At 65.7% G+C, this 18,167-nt stretch carries 15 protein-coding genes and 6 pseudogenes; 8 read left to right on the top strand and 13 right to left on the bottom strand.

All coding sequences use genetic code 11. From position 1 onward, the window contains the following. Positions 1–328: 328 nt before the first annotated feature. Positions 329–579, top strand: a pseudogene (locus tag ACWCQ1_RS45400) (transposase); the annotation flags it as partial. A 350-nt stretch (positions 580–929) separates the two neighbouring features. Here ACWCQ1_RS45400 and ACWCQ1_RS45395 read toward each other — a convergent pair. Beyond that, positions 930–1,655, bottom strand: a complete 726-nt coding sequence (locus ACWCQ1_RS45395) for an SGNH/GDSL hydrolase family protein (protein ID WP_451029268.1) — start codon at positions 1,653–1,655, stop codon at positions 930–932. 328 nt (positions 1,656–1,983) lie between these two features. Between ACWCQ1_RS45395 and ACWCQ1_RS45390 the strand changes: the two are divergent. Further along, positions 1,984–2,275 (top strand): annotated as a pseudogene (locus ACWCQ1_RS45390) (IS701 family transposase); the annotation flags it as partial. Positions 2,276–2,366: 91 nt separating this feature from the next. On the opposite strand, the pseudogene ACWCQ1_RS45385 reads toward ACWCQ1_RS45390, so the two are convergent. The 6 genes and pseudogenes from ACWCQ1_RS45385 to ACWCQ1_RS45360 all read right to left on the bottom strand — a co-directional run. After that, positions 2,367–2,848 (bottom strand): annotated as a pseudogene (locus ACWCQ1_RS45385) (transposase); the annotation flags it as partial. Positions 2,849–2,914: 66 nt separating this feature from the next. Further along, positions 2,915–3,193, bottom strand: coding sequence for a transposase (locus tag ACWCQ1_RS45380; RefSeq protein ID WP_451029265.1), 279 nt, complete (start codon positions 3,191–3,193; stop codon positions 2,915–2,917). Positions 3,194–3,468: 275 nt separating this feature from the next. Then, complete coding sequence (locus tag ACWCQ1_RS45375) at positions 3,469–4,737, bottom strand: hypothetical protein (protein ID WP_451029264.1); 1,269 nt, start codon at positions 4,735–4,737, stop codon at positions 3,469–3,471. A gap of 518 nt (positions 4,738–5,255) precedes the next feature. Continuing rightward, positions 5,256–6,449, bottom strand: coding sequence for a CU044_5270 family protein (locus tag ACWCQ1_RS45370; protein ID WP_451029263.1), 1,194 nt, complete (start codon positions 6,447–6,449; stop codon positions 5,256–5,258). Then, a complete protein-coding gene (locus ACWCQ1_RS45365) occupies positions 6,446–7,006 on the bottom strand; it encodes an RNA polymerase sigma factor (RefSeq protein ID WP_451029262.1) in 561 nt (186 codons plus the stop codon). Before ACWCQ1_RS45365 ends, ACWCQ1_RS45370 begins: the two co-directional genes overlap by 4 nt. Positions 7,007–7,505: 499 nt before the next feature. Further along, complete coding sequence (locus tag ACWCQ1_RS45360) at positions 7,506–7,982, bottom strand: hypothetical protein (protein ID WP_451029261.1); 477 nt, start codon at positions 7,980–7,982, stop codon at positions 7,506–7,508. Between the two features lie 647 nt (positions 7,983–8,629). Between ACWCQ1_RS45360 and ACWCQ1_RS45355 the strand changes: the two genes are divergently transcribed. Together ACWCQ1_RS45355 and ACWCQ1_RS45350 are read left to right on the top strand one after the other, a co-directional pair. Then, entirely contained in the window at positions 8,630–11,530 is a 2,901-nt protein-coding gene (locus tag ACWCQ1_RS45355; protein ID WP_451029267.1) for a BTAD domain-containing putative transcriptional regulator, read from the top strand. Positions 11,531–11,632: 102 nt separating this feature from the next. Beyond that, positions 11,633–12,164, top strand: a pseudogene (locus ACWCQ1_RS45350) (transposase); the annotation flags it as partial. A gap of 200 nt (positions 12,165–12,364) precedes the next feature. Here ACWCQ1_RS45350 and ACWCQ1_RS45345 read toward each other — a convergent pair. The 3 genes from ACWCQ1_RS45345 to ACWCQ1_RS45335 all read right to left on the bottom strand — a co-directional run bounded on the left by ACWCQ1_RS45345 (position 12,365) and on the right by ACWCQ1_RS45335 (position 13,311). Continuing rightward, on the bottom strand, positions 12,365–12,742 hold the full coding sequence (locus ACWCQ1_RS45345) for a fic family toxin-antitoxin system, toxin component (RefSeq protein ID WP_358610390.1): 378 nt from the start codon (positions 12,740–12,742) through the stop codon (positions 12,365–12,367). After that, entirely contained in the window at positions 12,742–12,981 is a 240-nt protein-coding gene (locus ACWCQ1_RS45340) for a hypothetical protein (RefSeq protein ID WP_451029260.1), read from the bottom strand. Before ACWCQ1_RS45340 ends, ACWCQ1_RS45345 begins: the two co-directional genes overlap by 1 nt. Before the next feature lie 99 nt (positions 12,982–13,080). Then, positions 13,081–13,311, bottom strand: coding sequence for a hypothetical protein (locus ACWCQ1_RS45335; protein WP_451029259.1), 231 nt, complete (start codon positions 13,309–13,311; stop codon positions 13,081–13,083). A 473-nt stretch (positions 13,312–13,784) separates the two neighbouring features. Between ACWCQ1_RS45335 and ACWCQ1_RS45330 the strand changes: the two genes are divergently transcribed. Beyond that, positions 13,785–14,378 (top strand): hypothetical protein, encoded by a 594-nt coding sequence (locus ACWCQ1_RS45330; RefSeq protein ID WP_451029258.1) that lies wholly within the window; start codon positions 13,785–13,787, stop codon positions 14,376–14,378. Positions 14,379–14,622: 244 nt separating this feature from the next. Continuing rightward, positions 14,623–15,213, top strand: coding sequence for a sigma-70 family RNA polymerase sigma factor (locus ACWCQ1_RS45325; protein ID WP_451029257.1), 591 nt, complete (start codon positions 14,623–14,625; stop codon positions 15,211–15,213). 127 nt (positions 15,214–15,340) lie between these two features. Here the strand turns inward: ACWCQ1_RS45325 and ACWCQ1_RS45320 are convergent, their stop codons facing one another. Both ACWCQ1_RS45320 and ACWCQ1_RS45315 read right to left on the bottom strand, forming a co-directional pair. Then, the gene (locus tag ACWCQ1_RS45320; protein ID WP_451029256.1) at positions 15,341–15,823 is read right to left on the bottom strand and encodes a hypothetical protein; all 483 of its coding nucleotides are present in this window, start codon (positions 15,821–15,823) and stop codon (positions 15,341–15,343) included. Between the two features lie 17 nt (positions 15,824–15,840). After that, positions 15,841–16,452 carry a hypothetical protein gene (locus tag ACWCQ1_RS45315; RefSeq protein ID WP_451029255.1) on the bottom strand — a complete coding sequence of 204 codons (612 nt, stop codon included), beginning with the start codon at positions 16,450–16,452 and terminating at the stop codon, positions 15,841–15,843. A gap of 358 nt (positions 16,453–16,810) precedes the next feature. Here ACWCQ1_RS45315 and ACWCQ1_RS45310 point away from each other — a divergent pair. Further along, positions 16,811–17,044 (top strand): annotated as a pseudogene (locus tag ACWCQ1_RS45310) (transposase family protein); the annotation flags it as partial. Positions 17,045–17,069: 25 nt separating this feature from the next. Next, positions 17,070–17,258, top strand: a pseudogene (locus ACWCQ1_RS45305) (transposase); the annotation flags it as partial. A gap of 328 nt (positions 17,259–17,586) precedes the next feature. Here the strand turns inward: ACWCQ1_RS45305 and ACWCQ1_RS45300 are convergent. Then, positions 17,587–18,087: a TetR/AcrR family transcriptional regulator gene (locus ACWCQ1_RS45300; RefSeq protein WP_451029254.1), complete on the bottom strand. Its 501-nt coding sequence runs from the start codon at positions 18,085–18,087 to the stop codon at positions 17,587–17,589. Between the last annotated feature and the right edge of the window lie 80 nt (positions 18,088–18,167).

Here is an 18,167-nt window from a genome sequence, read left to right as displayed (position 1 = left end):
ACCGCTTCACGGTGTGGTGGTCGACCCCGGACAGCTCGGCCGCCGCACGGTAACTGCCCGTGAGGTCGTACGCTTCCAGAATCTCCATGATCTCCTCTTTGGTCTTCACCCGGCCAAGAGAACAGGCCGGGTGATCAAGACACCGGAAGGATCACGCGTCCGTCAGTGGGGAGATCCCGTGTCCGCGAGCGGGGAGCCGATCAGACCGCCTGCGGGGAGCTTCGCATTTCCGCCGTCAGCAGTCACTTTCGCTGGCTGGCTGCGCGAACACCCCGGCGCGGAGATCATCTGCCGGGACCGGGCGAGTTCCTACTCCAGCGCCGTCCGCGCCCAGAACCGGATCTGGCTGGAGATCGTGCAGATTGCTCTCGACCTGCTGGCCTGGATGCCGATGCTCGCCCTGACCGGCAAGGCGCGCCTCTGGGAGCCCCGCCGCCTGCGGCTCCGCCTGTTCACCACGGCGGACAACTCGTGACCACCCGCCGTCGACAGGTCCTCCGCCTGGCCCGGCACTGGCCCTGGACCAGCCACATCACCACAGCTCTCGGCCGGCTGGCACTCCTGCCGAACCCCGGCTGACCAACGGAATCCCCGTCCCTCCGACAACAGCTCAACACCCGGAGCAGTGGAACCCGGCGCCACCCCGAGACCACACTCGGGTCTTCGGCCTGCCCACCGTCAGCTCACGGCACGAAAACGGTCCACCGACTCCGTCGGCGGACCGTCACGAAACTTCGAGGCTAACGACGCCGCAGACTTCGCGTGATGCTACGGACCGTTGCTCCCCCTTACAGGGCTTTCGACACTGGGCTTCGACACCGGGCGTTTCCCCCCGACGCCGCCAGTCTGCTACCGGGCCCCTTGGCAGCTACCCGGACCGGACTTTCACCGGCAGGCGACAACGAACTTACGACTCAAGATCTACTACGTCACGAAGAGCTCAGAGTCTGCTGGGCACGGGAGAGCGCGAGGCTAAGGAGGGCCGCATACCCGCGAGCATAACCTTCGCTGGTGGGGTGGAAGGACTCCGTAGGTTGCGTGAAGTGCACAGAGTTGATCCAGGGAAGGGGCCCACAGGCTTCATGACCCGAGAATTTCTGGCGTACATCGATGAATTCGAACTGCGCCTTCGCGGCAGCATCCTTGATGGCCTCGTCCACAGCGTCTGCGGTTGCGTTCATCTTGGCAGGCCTGGGGCTCGTGCTGCTAAAGAGAGTGCAGGTTCCAGCAGGTGCCACCAGGCGTGGGTAACCGAGTACAAATGTCTTCGCGTGCGGGGCGCGTTCGTGGATCTTAGTGAAGAGAGCGTCCAAGTCAGCCTTGAGCCGATTCTTGGCATAGAAGGTTGAGAGCTGCGTGGAAACGCTGCACAATTCATCACTGGTCAGGCAGTTCCTCACAGTCGAGGCGAAGCCGACATCGTTACCGCCGACAGTGACCGTGACCCGATCCGTGTTCCCGCTGAGAGCGGACAGTTGCTTGGCCTCCACGTCAGCCACCTTCGCCCCACTGCAGCTCATATCCTTGAATGAGTAATCGGAGTGAGACTTTGCCCAGAGCGTTGGGTACCCCAGCGGACTACGCTGGCAGTCTCCGCTGGAAGGGTCATACATGGAGGTCCCAACGCCGGAAGCATATGAGTCGCCCAGTGCCACGTACTCATTGGTGTCTGCTGCGGAAGCAGGAACACCCGCCAGCACGGCGGCCGTGGCTGTGGCCGCGACTGCCAGTGCCGACGCACCAGCCCACCTCGATGTGATCTTCACCTGATCAGAACTCCTCAAACCTTGGGCGCGGCAAGAGAACCGAGACACGAACTGTTACGACAGGAATAAACCATCGCTCCGGAAGGATCCGCGGTTCACGCCCTTGTAGGCGCTTCAGCCCGTTTCGAGACAGCACTCCGCCTGCAGTACGGGTTGTTTCACTGACACCCTGAACAACGATCTATCGAACCCGACGGTTCATCAGTCTTGGCGGGGGGCGGGCTTCGGCTGCCGGGCGGTGGTCGCCGACTGCGCCTACTGAAGTCAGCGACGACTGGTACGTCGCACTGCGTCAGGCCGGCCTGGCCTACGTGGTCGCGCTCAAGCCGCACCGCGGCACCTGGGCCCGGGCCGACCAGCCGCACAACCCCATCGAAGCTGCCCATGCCCTGGCCTGGCGCGATGCCCGGCGTCCAGGCGACTGGAGGCCCGTGGAGCGTCACTTCCGTGACGGGCACACCGAGACCTGGTGGGCCGCCGACGCCCGCCTGGGCGGCTACGGACCCGACTGACCCTGCCGGCTGGTCGTGGCCACCACCGACCCAGCCGGCCCGCCGGAGGTGTAGTGCCTGGTGGGAAGTATTCGCTGAGGCGGATGATGTTGGCACCTGCAGCGGTGAGCACGTGCTGGACATGCGTTTTCGCCAGGCCGCGGTAGCGGCAGTGCCGCAGGCCGTGCGCGTGACCGTATCGGAGACGGTGGCCTCGCAGCCCGCGCGGATGGCATAGCGTCGCTGCCAGTTGCTCGTCTTCTGGTCTTTCCTCACCTGCGTCTGGATCTTCTGCTGGGGCTCGGGCAGCAGCAAGATGTGGCGTCCCTTGCCGTCGATGTTGCCGGTGCACTTCAGCCGGTCATCGCATTCGCGGCATGCCTTCGGGGAAAGAGGACGGACAGCCAGGGGTGTCCGTCGCCCAAGGCGGGTTTCCACGGGGGGGCTGGTGATCCCGTGCGGGCAGGTCAGCGTGCGGGCCTCCCAGTCGATGTCGAAGTCCTCTTTCGTGAAACCCGGCCGCTGGGCGGCCTGCGGGTCGGCGCGGACCGGACCGAGCAGAAGCCGGTCATAGCGAACCGGTCGGACCATAGCGGTCCGCCCAGTCCGAGGTGACGAGCGCGGCCAGCCACCGCTCGCCCTTCAGGTCGAGCTCTTTCAGAGCACAGCGCAGGGTCTCAGCGACCAGCTCACGCCGGTCAGGCGCCGAACTGCGGCCAGGACGTGAGTGGAATCGGTCCGGATCCGTCCCCGCCGCCCGACCAGTCCCGCTTCAACGAGCCGGTCCACGACCAGGGCCAACAGCCGGTCTGCTCGGTCGCCTTCGGCCACCCGGTCACGGGATTCGCTCAGCACCGTGAAGTCGAACCCCGGATCATGCAGTTCGAGGCCGAGACAGTACTTCCAGTCCAGACGACAGCGCACCGCCTCCGCCACCTGCCGGTCGGTGAGATTCTCCCGCGTACTGCAGCACCGACACCAGCGCCAACTGGGCGGGCGAAAGCCCGCGCCGTCCGTCAGCCGGATATCACTCGGCGAAGTCGCCATCCCTGAACAGACCGTCCAGCCGATCGCGCTCCCACATGGCGACGGTGCCCCGCGGATTACTCGCCCGCGCCATCCGCACCGTCAACGGCGGAATCACCCGCCCCGACCTCGAACCCATCGTCACCGCGGCCACCCCTCCGACCGCCGAAACCGCGATCTGCCTGTCAGTCGATCCCGCGCGAAACCACCAAACCGCACGCGCCCGACGACGTGCTCTCGCAGGCGGTGTCTCCCGCGGCCAGTACGCCGCGAGTGCCGGGAACACCGTCGATACCGAGGATCGAACTGCCCGCTCGGGTCGTGATGTCCTCGGGCAGCTGCTCGTCAGTCCAGGAGGCGCCGTCCCATCGAGAGAGCACCGCGTGGCTGCTGCCCACGGGCCAGCCCGCGATCCACACCTTTCCTGAGCCGTCCACGCCCGCGGCGTTCACCTCGTCGACGTCGGGCAACGGGGTCGGCTGCCAGGTGCGGCCGTCCCATCGTGTGGCGAGCAGTCCGCGTGGCACCCCGGGGTCGTTGGTCTTGCCGAACACCTGGACCGTTCCGCGTTTCGTCGTCACGATGTGGTTGGCCACCCAGCCGACGTCGTACTTCGTGGGCACGGGGATGGTGTCCACCGTCCAACGCCTGCCGTCGAAGTGGTAGAGCAGGGGCGTCGCGGTGCCGTCGGCGTCGGCCTGGGCGGTGACCCACACGTCGTCGGGGCCGGTGCCCGTGATGCTCCAGGGCTGTACCGGGGCGCCGTTCGGTGCCGGAGGAAGGGCCGTCCGCTGCCACGTGCGGCCGTCCCAGTGCTCGAGCTGCGCGGCGTTCGCGTTCGTCACCGGGTTCCAGTCCGCGGTGGTCAGCCACACGGAGTCCCGGCCGAACGAGGTGAGGTCGCCGACGAATTGGAGCCAGCCCTCGGCGGGTGCCGGACGCGGTACCCGATTCCACCGGGTGCCGTCCCAGTGCTGGAGCACGATCGGGCTGGCGGTCGCGGGAGGCGCGGCGGCGCCACCGCGGAACCGGTTCGCCGGGGAGCCGGGCAACCGGGCCGCGAGGCGGTCCGGCATCCGGGCCGCGGACGCGGAGTCGATCTGCACGTCGGTGTACGTCCCGGCGGCCCAGGCGTCGTCGGGGCCCGAGGCGGTCACCGCGTCGAACTGCGTGGGTCTGCCTTCGGTCGCCGCGGGCCGGACATCGCTCCACCGCCTGCCGTCCCAGTGCTTGACCAGCGGGCTGGTGGAAAGGGAGTCGTCCGCCTTCCTGCCGACCGCCCAGGCATCGGTACCGCTCCTCGCGTCGATGTCGAAGAAGTCACCCGACTGCGCCTGGGAGAGCGGTAGCGCGACCTTCCAGGGCGTCTGCGCAGCGGCCTTCGTCGAGGGCAGCGCCTGGGCGGCCCACGGTGTGGTGAGGGCGAGGGCACAGGCCGCGACTGCGGTAGCCACGCGGGCGCCGCGTGAGGTGGACCGTCGTATGGGGGTTGTCATCGGGATTCCTCCGTGGATACCCCCGCCGTCAGGCGAGGGAGGAAACGGACTCGTGCGGAGCAGGGCAGGGAAAGCCGATGCGCCGCCAGGGCGGATCTGCGTTCACCGCCAACCACCCGCAGGTAAGCGGTAGTTTGTGCGGCGTCCGGTCGGCGATAACCAAGCTGGCCGGGCCTACCGCCGGGCTGGCGGGATGTCAGGTCTGTGGAGCTGGCGTAAGACTGCTGGGCGTACCCACGTCCCTTGCCGTTGGTTCGGGGCAGCTGCTGTCTGGGAAGCAGAAAGCTCAACCCGCGAGGGAAGAATCTCCCGGCTTCAGCTGGGGGAGAAGTCAACAAGTCGTGCCTTTCGCAGGTGTGTATCCGTGACAGACTCGCCGGTCTCCCACGCGTCCCTGGCCGCCGAGGCGGCCAGGGGAGGTGGACCTTCGGCGAGGGACGGGTGGTCCGGCGGATCGGGCCCGCCGTGAGGGAAGGTCAGTGTTGGGCGTTCTCCGGCACGGTGATCTGCCGCTGCGCCCATTCCATCCGGGTGGTCGCCGAGTAGGTCACGACCGTGCCGGCGTCCAGCCCCGCCTGCCGCGCGGTGGCCGACGGTTCGGCCATGACGGTGAGTTCGGCGAGCAGAGCGCCGGTGGTCCGGTTCACGACCAGCCGCTGCTCCACACTCCCCAGCGGGGTCTGCGCGTCGTCGGGGAGCGTGATGGCGATGCCGTTGCGTCCCAGCGGGTCGGTGGCGGAGTTCTGGACGCGGATGCCCGGCAGGTCGGCGAGCAGGCGGTAGGCGGCGGCCCGGGTGCCGGGCTTCACCGGCATGGTGATGAGATTGCCCGCCTGGCGCAGCATCCAGGCCGTACGGGCGCCGCTGGTCTCCGCGTCGCCGTCCCGCTCGTACAGCCGCTCCAAGTGTCGGCGCAACCGTGCGCTGTCGGTGGGCAGGTTCCGCAGATCCTGGTAGGAGACGTTGTCCGGCCCCACGGCGTAGATCTTGTTCTCGCTGTCCGTGCGCATGACCATGGGCCGCCCGGGTCCGATCCTGAGCGCGACCTTCATCCGGCCGTTAGTGTCTGCCGGGCTCTCCACTTGTCGCGGTGAACCGGCTGCCCGCCAGCGTTCCTCGTCCGCTGCGGTGCGGGGCCGGGTCTCGGCGTCCAGGCCGCTGACCATCAGGCTCCGGGTTCCCGGGCGCACACCCACAGACCACTCCGAGGTCGCGGTGCTCCGCACGGCGAAGCGCCGCCCCGGCTCGCCAACGACGTCCACGTTCTGCGACCGCGTTGTCACCCGCCAGTACGTTCCTTCGGCAGCCGAAGCCTCCGCCGCCCGCGCCACCCCCAGCAGTACCATGCGGCCGGCCGGCGCCGTCGCGGTGGCGGACGGCGGGTGTGTGCCCGCCTGCGCACTCGTGGTTCCGCACGAGTCCTGCTGGACGAGAGTACCCACCACGACCGCGGATGCCGCGGCGGCTCCAAGTGGCAGGAGCCGGGGACGCAGGCGCGTCAGGGGGAGTCCGGCGGACCTCTCCTGCGCTGCGGCCATGATGCGCGACAGATCCGCGTGCTGCCGCGGGGAGCCCGCCAGCAGGGACGGGTCCAGCTCGGCGGGCCGGGCGTCCGCCAGCGTCCTCATGACGTCGTGACGCTGCGCGGACCGTGGGTGGGTCTTCCTCACGTGAGTGCTCCTTCGCGGTCAGTGCGGCTGTCAGTGCGGCGCGCTGCCGGTGCGGGTGGTACGGACACGGCCTCCACGGCCCGTTCCAGGCGGCGACGGGCCCGGTGCAGCCTGACGGTCAAGGTCGCGGCGGGGCAGCCCAGAACACGTGCGGCCTGTTTGGGAGCAAGTCCGTGCCAGGCGATCAGGGTCAGCAGTTCCCGGTCGGCGGGGGAAAGGCTCGCCAGGGCCTGGAGCGCTGCCTCGCGATCGCTCACGCCCATGGCCACGTCCTGCGCCTCGGCCAGGGCGCCGCTGTTGATGCGCTGTGCCTCCTGTGCGGCGAGGGCGTATTGGCGGCTGTCCCGGCGACGTAACTCCCGCACCAGGTTGCGGGCCACTCCCAGGAGCCAGGGCAGCGCGGGCTGCGGAACGTGCCGTATCCGCCGCCAGGCAACGGTGAAGGTCTCGCTGGTGATGTCCTCACCCACCTGTCGTCCCACCTGGCTCGTGGCGTAGGCGAGTACGCGCGGATAGCACTCCTCGTAGACGTCCCGGAAGCGTTCGGCTTGGGTCACGCGCCGTCTCCTCGTATCGGCTCTGTCACCGAGAAATGTGCGTACCAGTCGAGTTATTACAGGCCAAGCAGAAATCCGTAACGACGGCCTCCACGACGGCTCGGCTCAGCAGGGCGTTCGAGCCGGTCGCATGGTGGTGGGCATGTGCGGCCGGTTCGGGTGCTGGCCTGGGCGAACGGCCGTAGCGCGGCGCCGTCGGGCTTGACTGCGTTCCTCGTGCTTCCCCGCTGCGCCCCACCGAGCGCGCCGACGATCCTGCCTGCGCGACCGGTGGCGCGCTCAGCTGGGCACTCGATCACTTCAAGATCGCTGAAGCCGTGTGCCGTATCGAAGCCTGCACCGACGAGGACTACGGCCTGGTCACCCGGCCCCGACCCGGCCCTCCCGGCAATCCTGTACCGCAACTTCGCGACCCGTCACGAACTCCTGGAGGCGCTGCTTGTCGATGAGGTCTGTGCCGCGGCCGCGACAGTCGAGGGTGACAGCCCGGGGGACCGGCTCACGACCTGGCTGCGCCGGTTCTTTCCAGTACGTCACCACCAAGCGGCCGGTCGTCCTCGGGCTGCATGAACACACGGACACAACCGATCCCGTCTTCCAAACCCGGGGCCGGATGCTCGCGGCCGGCCAGCCGCTGCTCTCCGTCGCCCAGGACGCATACCAGATCGCCGGCGACCTCGACCTCGACCAGATCCTCGACCTCGTGGTGGCCATCGCGAAGATCCCCGGTACCCCGGAATACCGACAGCCGATCCTTGACGCGGCACTCGGCGGACTGCACAGGCGCGACACCCTGATGCCCGCTCCGCGCGGCGCACGGTGCCGAATTCGCTCCTTGCGCAGGTTCGCCGCGTCGCTGGGGGTCGCTCTTGCGTCCTCGGATCCCTTTGAGGTGGGCGGGGTTGACCAGCATGAGGTTCAGATGGGGCTGCAGGACGTAGTAGACACCCCGCCAGTAGTCGGCCGTGGCCTCCATGACCACCACCTCAACCTCATGTTTCCGTCAGCCAGGTCAACAGCCGGCGGACTTCCGACTGCGTGGTCCCGAACCGCTCCGTCTCCAAACTTCAGGTCTCGACCGCTTCGTGCTGGGGGTGCGCACGCAGGCCAGCAGGAATCGCTTGCCCAGGTCCACTCCCGCGGACCGCAGATCAATGGCCTCGTCCCTCACGTCCTGCCGATGCATCGCCGCTCCCGACGGCCGCACCCACCCCGCTCGGTGGCTGGCCCGGAGGAGTCAAGGGAAGACTCGGAGTCTGACACGCATGCTCCCGGACGGCCGATGCCGCCATGGCGACAAACCGTGCTCCCCTCGGTTGACCCCCGCACCATCCTGGCAAACGAGCTCACCGGCATCGCAGAGCCATCGGCGTGGCACGGGGATTTTCAGAACAGATCGAGGCTAGGACATAAGTGGCAACCCGGCCACACAGCTTTAACGTCACTTTCAGCAGAGAATCACCACGAGGCCGGAAAGCTTGATCGAGCGAGCACGAGGCCGAGATCAATGCCTCGAACAGCAACGTTGAAGAGGCTTGATGTTACGAATGTAACGGAATGGCGAGCCGCACGTAACGGGGAGCCTTCGAGTCACCTGTTGGCCGTATCGTGCATGGGGTGAACATGGCAGACTTAGCCTCTGGGCAACCTCACTCGTTACGCTTTGCGGTGCTGGGCCCAGTTCGGGCATGGCAGGGTGATCAGGAACTAGGCCTTGGTTCACCGCAGCAGAGGGCCGTGCTGGCGGCGCTGCTATCACGGCGTAGCCGTCCTGTTTCGGTGAACGACCTCATTGACGCCGTGTGGGGTGAGAATCCACCTTCGGCTGCGGTGTCCGTACTGCGTACTTATGTGTCACGGCTGCGTAAGGTGCTGGAACCCCGGCGTGCTGCGGGAGATTCCCCTCGCGTGGTTATCTCGGTCGCCGATGGCTATCTAATCCAAGTTCCTGAAGGCGCACTGGATCTCGATGTGTTCGAAGGGCGATTAGCTCAGGCTAAAAGCCTACATACTGCAGGTGAACTGCGTGCCGCTGCGGATCTATTGCGCACAGCACTCGACGAGTGGCAAGGAACACCGTTAGCTGGGCTTCCCGGCCCACTGGCGGAGGCGGAGCGCTCCCGACTCCAGGAGGAGCGGTTGAACGCGCTAGCGAACTGTCTGGAAATCGATGTCCAGCTTGAGCGTCATGGCGAAGCCATCGTCGAGTTAACAGCACTGACCAGTCAATACCCGTTGCGTGAGCAACTCTGTCGGTTACTGATGCTAGCGCTTTACCGGTCCGGACGTCAGGCTGAGGCGCTTGCGGCTTATCGCCGTATGCGTCATACCTTGGTTAATGAGTTGGGCATCGAGCCTGGTGTGCCACTAAGGGAGTTGCATGATCGAATACTCGCAGCCGACAGGACACTAGATCCTCCCTCAACTGCACAGGAGGTCGCCCCGCCGGACACTGAGGCCGGTCTGCCCGCGCTCCGTGAAGCGCGACCACCCGGCGTTGACACGATAACGCGGCCTCAACAGTTGCCAGCCGATCTAGCGAGCTTTACAGGTCGCCAGGCAGAACTGCAAAAGATTCAGGCTTTGCTGCCAAGAGGCGGAGAACTGCCAGGTACGGTGGTAATCAGCGTGATCGGCGGTATGGGTGCTATTGGTAAAACTGCTTTTGCGGTGCACTGGGCTCATCAAATCGCCCATCGGTTTCCAGACGGACAACTCTTCATCAATTTGCGCGGATTTGATCCATCTGCGCCGAGTGTCTCACCAAGTGAGGCCATTCGTGATTTTCTCGACGCCTTGAACGTTGCACCGCAGCGGATACCCGTAGGTCTTGACGCTCAAGTGGCCATGTATCGTAGCTTGCTTGCACAAAGGAAAATGCTGATCCTTCTCGACAATGCTCGAGACTCCGATCAAGTCCAGCCTCTGCTGCCTGGCTCCCCGGGTTCCCTTGTCATCGTCACCAGCCGCAATGAGCTCACAGGGCTAGTCGCCAATGCCGGCGCGCATCCCCTGACGCTGAATCCGATGACGTATGCCGAAGCTCATAGCTTCCTCTCGCGACGCCTCGGCGCCGAACGGGTGGAGGCGGAACCTGAAGCAGCAGCAGAGCTCGTCGACCACAGTGCTCGGTTGCCACTGGCGCTAGCTATCATCGCTGCCCGTGCCGCCACCAACCCGACGTTCCCGCTCAGCGCAATCGCTGCGGAACTACGGGATAGCCAGGGAAGCCTTGACGCCTTCGCTGCCGGTGATATTGATACAGACGTGCGTGCTGTTTTCTCCACGTCCTATAAAGCCTTGTCCGGACCAGCAGCACGCATGTTCGACCTGCTGGGCTTGCACTCAGGACCCGATATTTCTATACCTGCGGCTGCTAGCCTTGCTGACCACTCTCTTCGTGAAGCTCGCAATCTCCTCCACGAGCTCAAGCGTGCGCACTTGCTCATCGAACATCATCCTGGTCGGTACACGCTACACGACCTGCTACGCGTTTACGCCACTGAACGTGTTCAAGCTCAGACAACACCACACGAGCGGAACCGGGCCGTCGAGCGGCTCCTCACCTGGTATCTATACACCGCAGATGCTGCGTATGCGCAGATTACTCCGCATCGTCACCGGATCCCCTTGAGCTCAAGGCCTCCTTCGTGTAACCCCCTTGCTTTTACCACGCACGAGCAAGCCTTGCATTGGTGTACTACGGAGCGGGCTAACCTCGTCCAGGCTGTCCATAGGGCAGTTGAATTCGGGCACAATAATATTGCATGGCAACTTCCTGCAGTCTTATGGGGTTTTTTCTACCTCCGCAGCCATATGAGTGATTGGGTCGACACCACGCAGACGGGTCTCCATGCTGCCCGATCAGCATGCGACCGCAAGGGTGAAGCGCAGGCTCTCATGGATCTGGCTGCCGCTCTGCGCCTTTCAGGGCGTCTCGACCAGGCTATCGATTGCCTTTTTAAAGCAATGGCAATTCATAGGGAACTGGGCAACAGGTTCGGCAGACTGATGACAGTTTCGAATCTAGGCGACGCCTATCTTCAGTCTGGGCAATTCGCCAAAGCCATTGAATATAACCGTCGAGGATTGACTATTGCTCGAATTCTCAAGAGTGCATGGTCGGAAGGTATCACTCTGAGCAACCTGGGTGATCTCTATCAACGGATTGGAAGGTTCGACGAAGCCGTCACATTCCTGGAGCAGGCGCTAACCGTGCTGTGCGCCAACGGAAACCGTTGGGTTGAAGGAGTCACACGCGATATCCTCGGTACCGTCCACCACAGGCTCCACCGCTACGACACTGCGATAGAAACCTATCAGCGAGCTCTGGAAGCGCACCGAGATGTCGGCAACCGTTGGGGAGAGGGGCATACCCTCGGACATGTCGGTGACACATACTTGGCATCAGGACAGGCGCGTGCAGCGAGGGCTAGTTGGCAGTCGGCACTGGAAATCTTCGAATCGTTTGATCATCCGGATGCTGAAGAGATGACAAAAAAGCTAAGAGGTCTGGACGAGTAGCCTGTTAACCCCTATTCCGGCCCGTATCGTGCCAAGGAAGACTTATCGTATTAAGGGCTCTCCTGCAATGATCAAGAAGCCCGCGCTCGCGGACAGGCGAGTCGTGAGAGGAGACCGTGCGGTGTGTGGCAGCGTCTGCACGAGTCGCTGCTGGCCGAGCTGCACGCCGTCGGCGCCCTGGACTGGTTTCGGGCGGTGATCGACGGCTCCCACGTGCGAGCCATGAAGGACGGTCCCAAACCGGACTGAGCCCGGTCGACCGTGCCCGAACAGACTCCGAGCGCCATCTGATCACCGAAGTGCACGGCATCCCGCTGGCCGCCTCCCTGACCGGCGGCAACCGCAACGACGTCACCCCGCTCATCGCACTGATCCAGGCCATTTCGCCGGTACGTGGCCGACGCGGACGGCCTCGCCGGCGGCCCGACCGGGGCTACGACCACGACAAGTACCGCGCACAGGTCCGGGGCTCGCCGCGGCGCAGAGCATGGCTGAGGACTGGGCGTTTACCGGTGGGTCGTCGAGCAGAACCGCGCTCCTGCACTGGTTCCTCCGGCTACGCATCCGCTGGGAGATACCCGACGACATCCACGAAGCCTTCCTCAGCCTCGCCTGCAGCATCATCCGTGGATGAGGCGAGGGCGCCATACGGCGGTGATGCTGCGCAGCACAGTGCTGAACGACCTATGGGCTTTCGGTGGACGGACGGTCCGGCCCCAAGCCGGCTGAGAACCGCCGGACATGAAGGGACACCGCCGGAAGCGCGGTATCCGGTGGCGGGCAGGAGCGGGAGTGGGCGCCGCTGCCATCGTTTCCCGCACCGGGGGTCGTTCCTCAGCTGGCCTGCGGCCAGGTACGGAGAAGGTCTGCGATCTTCTTCGCGGTGCAGGTAGAGTCGCGCAGCAGGTCGCGCAGGGCGATGGCGTCTTCGCGGGTGGGCTTGAGCGGGATGCCGGAGGCCTCCAGATACATGACGCCCGTCGCCGCGGCCACGGCGAGGTTGGATCGCTCCAGCCAGCGGCAGCGGCCGAGAATATGGACCAGAGCGCTGGCGCGGGCATAGGGGCCGTCGTAGACAGGGGTTTCGAGGAGTTCGGCCCGGTGGCAGGCGACCGCCGCCACCGGCACCCCGTAATCATCCGGAGCGGGATCCGCTGCGCCCGCGATCTCCGCGACTTGCAAGATCCACGGGACATCGATGTGCAGGTCCATTACGCGGCGTGTGCTCCGGGAACGTGACGGTCAGCGTTTTCGGCTTCGTCGAAGACGGCCTGGTGCTCGTCGAGGAAACGCTGCGCCGCGTCCAGGCCCCGCTGCCGTAGCCCGCCGACGTCCTCGCGCACGAGCGCCGCAATGTAGTCGCCGACGGCCATACCGCGGTCTTTGGCCCGAGCGGTGGCCAACTCCGCGATTTCGTCGTCGACGCGCCAGCCCTTCTGTGTCTTTGCCATGGTCCGATGGTAACAGGCGGTACCACTCTGGCGCAGGCTTGGTCGTCCCGGCTTCGCGTGGGTTTTCCGGAGCTCGTTCAGGACCCGCGCATCACTCGTTCACTGGGTCTGCGACGGCCTCCAGGAGGGCGCGACGTGCCGCAGTAGGTCCGGGTCCTGTCCGGCCTTGGCGCGGTGGGTGACCACCTGCGCGGCGAGGAGAAGCGCTTCTTCGCTGTTCGGGTGGTGGGCAACGCGTTCGGCGCCGCCGCACACCGGACCGCGCTGTACGGATTCGCCCGGCCGGCCCTCTCCGGCCGCCTCCTGGCTGCGCTGGGGCCTCAGGACCACCAGATCCTCGCTGTTCTCGACCGGTCAGAACCCTCGCCGCGCCGCGCCGCCCACAGCACGGCCGTACTCCTGTCCGACCTGGCCGGGCCACGTCACGGTGTTCGTCCTCGCCATCTCCTCCGCACCCTGGGTGCGGTCCCCGATCACCGAGGGCACGGCCCCATTCGGGAGGACAACGGGGCGGAGTTCTGGACGAAAGCCTTCCACGGTCTGGCGGCACCGACCGCTACTTCCCGTTTCCCCGAGAACCGACGCACTGAGCTTCTTCAGCCGCCCCTCCGACGAGTTAGGAAGCACCGGCTGTTGACGATGTCGGTGAACAGGGCGACTGCCACCGTGCTGGGCAGAACCGCGCCCCTGGACGTCACCCGATCGGTGACCGTTCTGAAGAAGCTCACTGATTCCTATCGCGGTCTGTCACGCCGCGGGAGCCGTGGGCGGGGTGAGTTCGTAGCAACCTGCAGCACAGCGATGTGACTCTGATCGAGGTGCATCCTGACGGTTCGAGCCGGGTCGCACTGCAAGAAGAGCATGACGGGACACCCGCGCCGCCAGTACCCGAGGACGCGGCAGTGCTGGTCCAGGCAGCGGTCCGGGACGAACTTACCGCGCTCGTAGGGTTCGTCCGTCACTTGGATACCAACGCGCTGGAGCGGGCGGCGGGACTTGCTTTCCGGCTGCGCGAGCACTTCGAGCGTAGGTTTGGCCCCGAGCACGCCAATAGGCTGGAGGCTCACGCTCTGGAAGCGTATGTCGCCTGCCGCGGCGGCAACCCTGTTCAAGCTGCGGCCATGTGCATCGAACTTGCCTGGATCCGTCACTGGCAGGGCGATCTGCGAGCCCGTGAGGAAGTGGCACGGACGACCGCTGCGTGGCTGAGGATCGACGAGGTGCACGCGGCCTCGACCACGGGAGCGCTCTGCTTGGCGTCATGCTCGCCCGTATGGTCGGGGCACGCTAACCACGGCGGCCGGGCAGTTGCCGACGCGGCACTGCTGCGTCTCGTCTCTCTACGTATGCGAACCCTCACGGTGGAGCCGGACGTCCGGGCGGCGGGTGCGGCCTGAGAGCCGAAGTCCGGTTCAACGGGATGTGGCGGCGGAGCCACGGTGCCGCCGCCCCGCCGAAGGACGTGCGGCTTCTGGCTGGGCTGCGATCCGAATGAGGCCGGCGGTAGCTGTGGATCATGCGTCAATCGCTTGTCAATGCAACGTGGAACTCGGCTCGCAAGACTCCTGCCTCTGGGGGCCGTTGACCTGGCCCCGTCGCCCGACGTTCGCCGCGAGGGCGCAGAGCAATGGGAGTTGCACCGTGAGCTTGACAGTGATGGGATCCGCCGGCTCAGTCGAGGTCCGGGAACGGGCGATGCGTGTGCTGTTCGACGACCATGGGACGGACCTGTACAACTACGTCCTGCGTTTGCTGGGAGGAGATCATCACCGGGCGGAAGACCTGGTACAGGAGGCGCTGCTGCGCTGCTGGCGTACCCAGAGCATGGACGGCAGCGAGTCTCTGAGGCCGTGGCTGTTCAGGGTGGCCCGCAACCTCGTGATTGACGACTACCGGTTGCGCATGACCCGCCCTCAGAAGGTCGATGGCACCGCCTGGCTGGACGAGTTGCTGGCGAAGCGCGATGACCTCGATGTGCTCCTTTCATCGATGATCCTTAGGGAAGCGTTCAAGTCGCTGTCGATTAAGCACCGTGAGGTGCTGTACGAGACGTACTACACCGGCAGGACGACTCGCGAAGTGGCTCTTGTGCTCGGTATCCCGGCGGGGACTGTCAAATCGCGCCTGTACCACGCCGTACGGGCATTACGGATGGCTCTGGGTATCGTCACGGCCCCTGACCAAGAGGTCGACGGGCAGGCCCCGGCGCTGTGGCACACGCCTGCGGCGTGACAACTGCGATGTCCGGAGCTGTTGTAGGTCGCTCGACGCTTCCGACGGGCGGTTCGGCCGTGATGCAGGCCACCGACGATGGCGGCGGCCTGCATCCGCAAGACACTCCTCGTGCCAGGCCCCGTACTCATGCCGTCGGTCTGAGTTCCTGCGCGGGGCGTTCCCAGGATAGGGCCCGGTCCTGAATCTCCGCGCTGCCCGCGGCCCCGGCGGCGGCTTCTAGCCATGTCCTGTGTTCCAGGGCTGCGGTGAGCGCCTGTCCCCTTTCGCCTGGGATCTGGTTACGCATACGGACCATGGCGGTCCTGGCGGACAGCGCAGGGGCCAGGTCGCACATCTGGAGCCAGAGCGTTTCGGCGCGGGCCGCCGCGGCCTCGGCCTGTTCGGCGCCCCCCTGGTAATGCCAGGGCTCGGCGACGTCACGGAACATCAGCACAGCGACGACCGTTTTCCCGGCAAGGGCGGTGACATGGGCCCGCATCTCGCGGATGCGTAGGGCGTCGGGGTGGGAGACCCCGAGGGTGCCAGCGACCTGTTCGTCGAGCCATGCTGCGAATGCATCGGCTTCACGGACCCGGCCCGACTGAAGAAGGTCGGTGATAAGAGCCATCGACTGTGCAGAAGGGGTCAGCCGCCGATGTGGAAGCCGAGATTCGTCACGTACCAAATGTCTCCGATTTTGCTTGACTCAACCTTGATGTCCAGCTCATCTTCCGTCACCCCGGTCGAGTGGGACAGGACGATCTTGTTGAGCGACTGGCCATTAACAGCGATCTTGTCGCTAGGGATTTCCGCCTTGTCGCCAGGGGCAACAACTTCGGCTACTTTCACCTGCGGGTCGTCGATGGGTGGATCGGGCGTAAACGCTTCTCGGTAGCTCTTGAAAATCTCTTCCATCTCCTTACGCAAGGGGGCCTTGTCGCCGCATATCTCCTCGCTGCCGACCTTTGCGGGTGTGGCCTCCGCGTCGGCCATCAGTAGACACGACTCCTTCATTTCACCCTTGATCACTGCTGCTACCCACGCGGCGACGACGCTCTCAGCCGACGATTGGTCAGCTTCCGTAGCCGGCGCTGAAGTATTTTCGCTGGGCTTCGGTGCCTTGGCCCCCGCCGATACGGTCTCGGAAGACGCATTGTCCGCGGCGGATTCCTTACTGCCCGAGCATGCCGCCAGTGCCACCACTGACGCTAGCACGACCGCCGCGATGGAGCTGGCCCTTCGCATCTTCTGATCCACTGACACCACTAAACAGCCCTTCTCTGAGCATTGAGGTGTCTCGGCGGCGCCAAGAGCATTTCTGCCTCGATTCCGCGTTGACTGATTTCGGCGCGGCTTTCGGACCCTCTGAGGATTGAACTGCCGCCCCTCGTGCGCTTCGGCGGGCCGGTCCTGGTTCGTCCTGGCCTCGCCTATTAGATCGGTCGGCTCCGACTCAGCGAAGCCACCCCTGAAACGGGACAGGCGACTCAACGGTTCACTGAGCTTCTTCGAGTTGGTCCCCGAGCAGGTGACAGGCTGCGAAGCGCAACGAGCGAGGCCCCCGAGCTGTTGGTCGAGATGTCTGGCGTCTCAACAACGCTGCTCGGGGGCCTCGTTGGTCATCTATCCTGCCGCACTCGACCTGCTACATGCGCTCGTGGAGGGGGTGACCATGCCTGTCGTCACCCGTGAGGGCGACTGGCGCTGCAAGCTCCGCCCGTCTCAACGCGCGATGGTGGCACTGGTCTAACTGCGCGAACACACCACCCTGGCGAAGACCGCTGCCGGATTCGGTATCAACGAGTGCACCGCCCACGCCCACACCAGCCGGATCATCGACCTGCCCGCGGTCCCGCCCGTCCCCGCCGGGCGCGATGCTCGCCCTGACTGGCAAGGCCGGGTGCTGGGAGCCCCGCCGCCTGCGGCTCCGCCTGGTCACCACGGCCGGACAACTCGTGACCACCGGCCGTCGGCGGGTCCTCCGCCTGGCCCGGCACTGGCCCTGGAGCAGCCACATCACCACAGCTCTTGAGCGGCTCGCACTCCTGCCGAACCCTGGCTGACCAACGGATTCCCCGTCCCTACGCCAGCAGCTCAACACCCGGAGCAGTGGAAACCAGCGCCACCCCGAGACGACACTCGGCTCTTCGGCCTCCACAGCCTCAGCCCACGACACAAAAACGGGCTCTTCGCAGTTCAGGGTGTAGATCGGAGCTTTGCGCCATTCCGGGTTAAGAGTCCAGGTCTGCCGAGGATGACGGGTCCTCGTCGGCGGCGCATCGAGCCTGGGCGGCACGGTGAAGGCGGCTTGTCGCGTTCCGCCGGCGTTGGCCGGTCAGCGCAGCGAGCCTGGGGGCGGGATCCGGCGCCGTGCGCCGCTCGGCGAGGGCGTCAGGCGTCGCGTCTGTGTAGGCCGGCGAGCGCCGCGTCGAGGATCGGCTGTCGGTATTCCGGGGTGCCGGGGATCTTCGCGATGGCGACGACCATGTCGAGGATCTGGCCCAGGTCGAGTCTGGGTTCGATCTCGTGTGCGTCTTGGGCGGCGGTGAGTAGCGGCTGACCGGCGGTGAGCATCCGGCCTCGGGTGTCGAAGACGGGGTTGTTGGTGTCGGTGTGCTCAACCAGCGCGATCACGACCGGCCGTTTGGTGGTGACGTATTGAAAGAAGCGGCGGAGCCAGGTCGTAAGGCGCTCCGCCGGGCCGTCGCCCTCGGCTGTCGCAGCAGCGGCGCAGACCTCGTCGACCTCATCGACGAGGAGCGCTTCGAGGAGTTCGTTGCGGCTCTCGAAGTTGCGGTACAGGGTTGCGGGGCTGACCCCGGACCTCCGGGCGACTTCGGCCATCGATGTCTCTGGCCCGGTCGCAGCGAAGGCGGCGCGGGCGGCGTCCATGATCCGCTGGCGGTTGCGGACCGCGTCAGCCCTCTTGGAGGGAGCAGGCGGTTGGTCAGGCATTCAAGCGTCCTTGCGTA

The organism is Streptomyces sp. NPDC002144, assembly GCF_053593695.1.
The sequence above is the reverse complement of the archived record's forward strand: the minus strand, read 5'-3'. Positions and strand labels throughout refer to the sequence as shown.

Excerpts from the sequence above, each read along its gene's own strand:
- ACWCQ1_RS45300 (WP_451029254.1), bottom strand. The coding sequence starts at position 18,087 with ATGGACGCCGCCCGCGCCGCCTTCGCTGCGACCGGGCCAGAGACATCG.
- ACWCQ1_RS45360 (WP_451029261.1), bottom strand. The coding sequence starts at position 7,982 with ATGGAGGCCACGGCCGACTACTGGCGGGGTGTCTACTACGTCCTGCAG.
- ACWCQ1_RS45340 (WP_451029260.1), bottom strand. The coding sequence starts at position 12,981 with ATGGCAAAGACACAGAAGGGCTGGCGCGTCGACGACGAAATCGCGGAG.
- ACWCQ1_RS45345 (WP_358610390.1), bottom strand. The coding sequence starts at position 12,742 with ATGGACCTGCACATCGATGTCCCGTGGATCTTGCAAGTCGCGGAGATC.
- ACWCQ1_RS45320 (WP_451029256.1), bottom strand. The coding sequence starts at position 15,823 with ATGGCTCTTATCACCGACCTTCTTCAGTCGGGCCGGGTCCGTGAAGCC.
- ACWCQ1_RS45355 (WP_451029267.1), top strand. The coding sequence starts at position 8,630 with ATGGCAGACTTAGCCTCTGGGCAACCTCACTCGTTACGCTTTGCGGTG.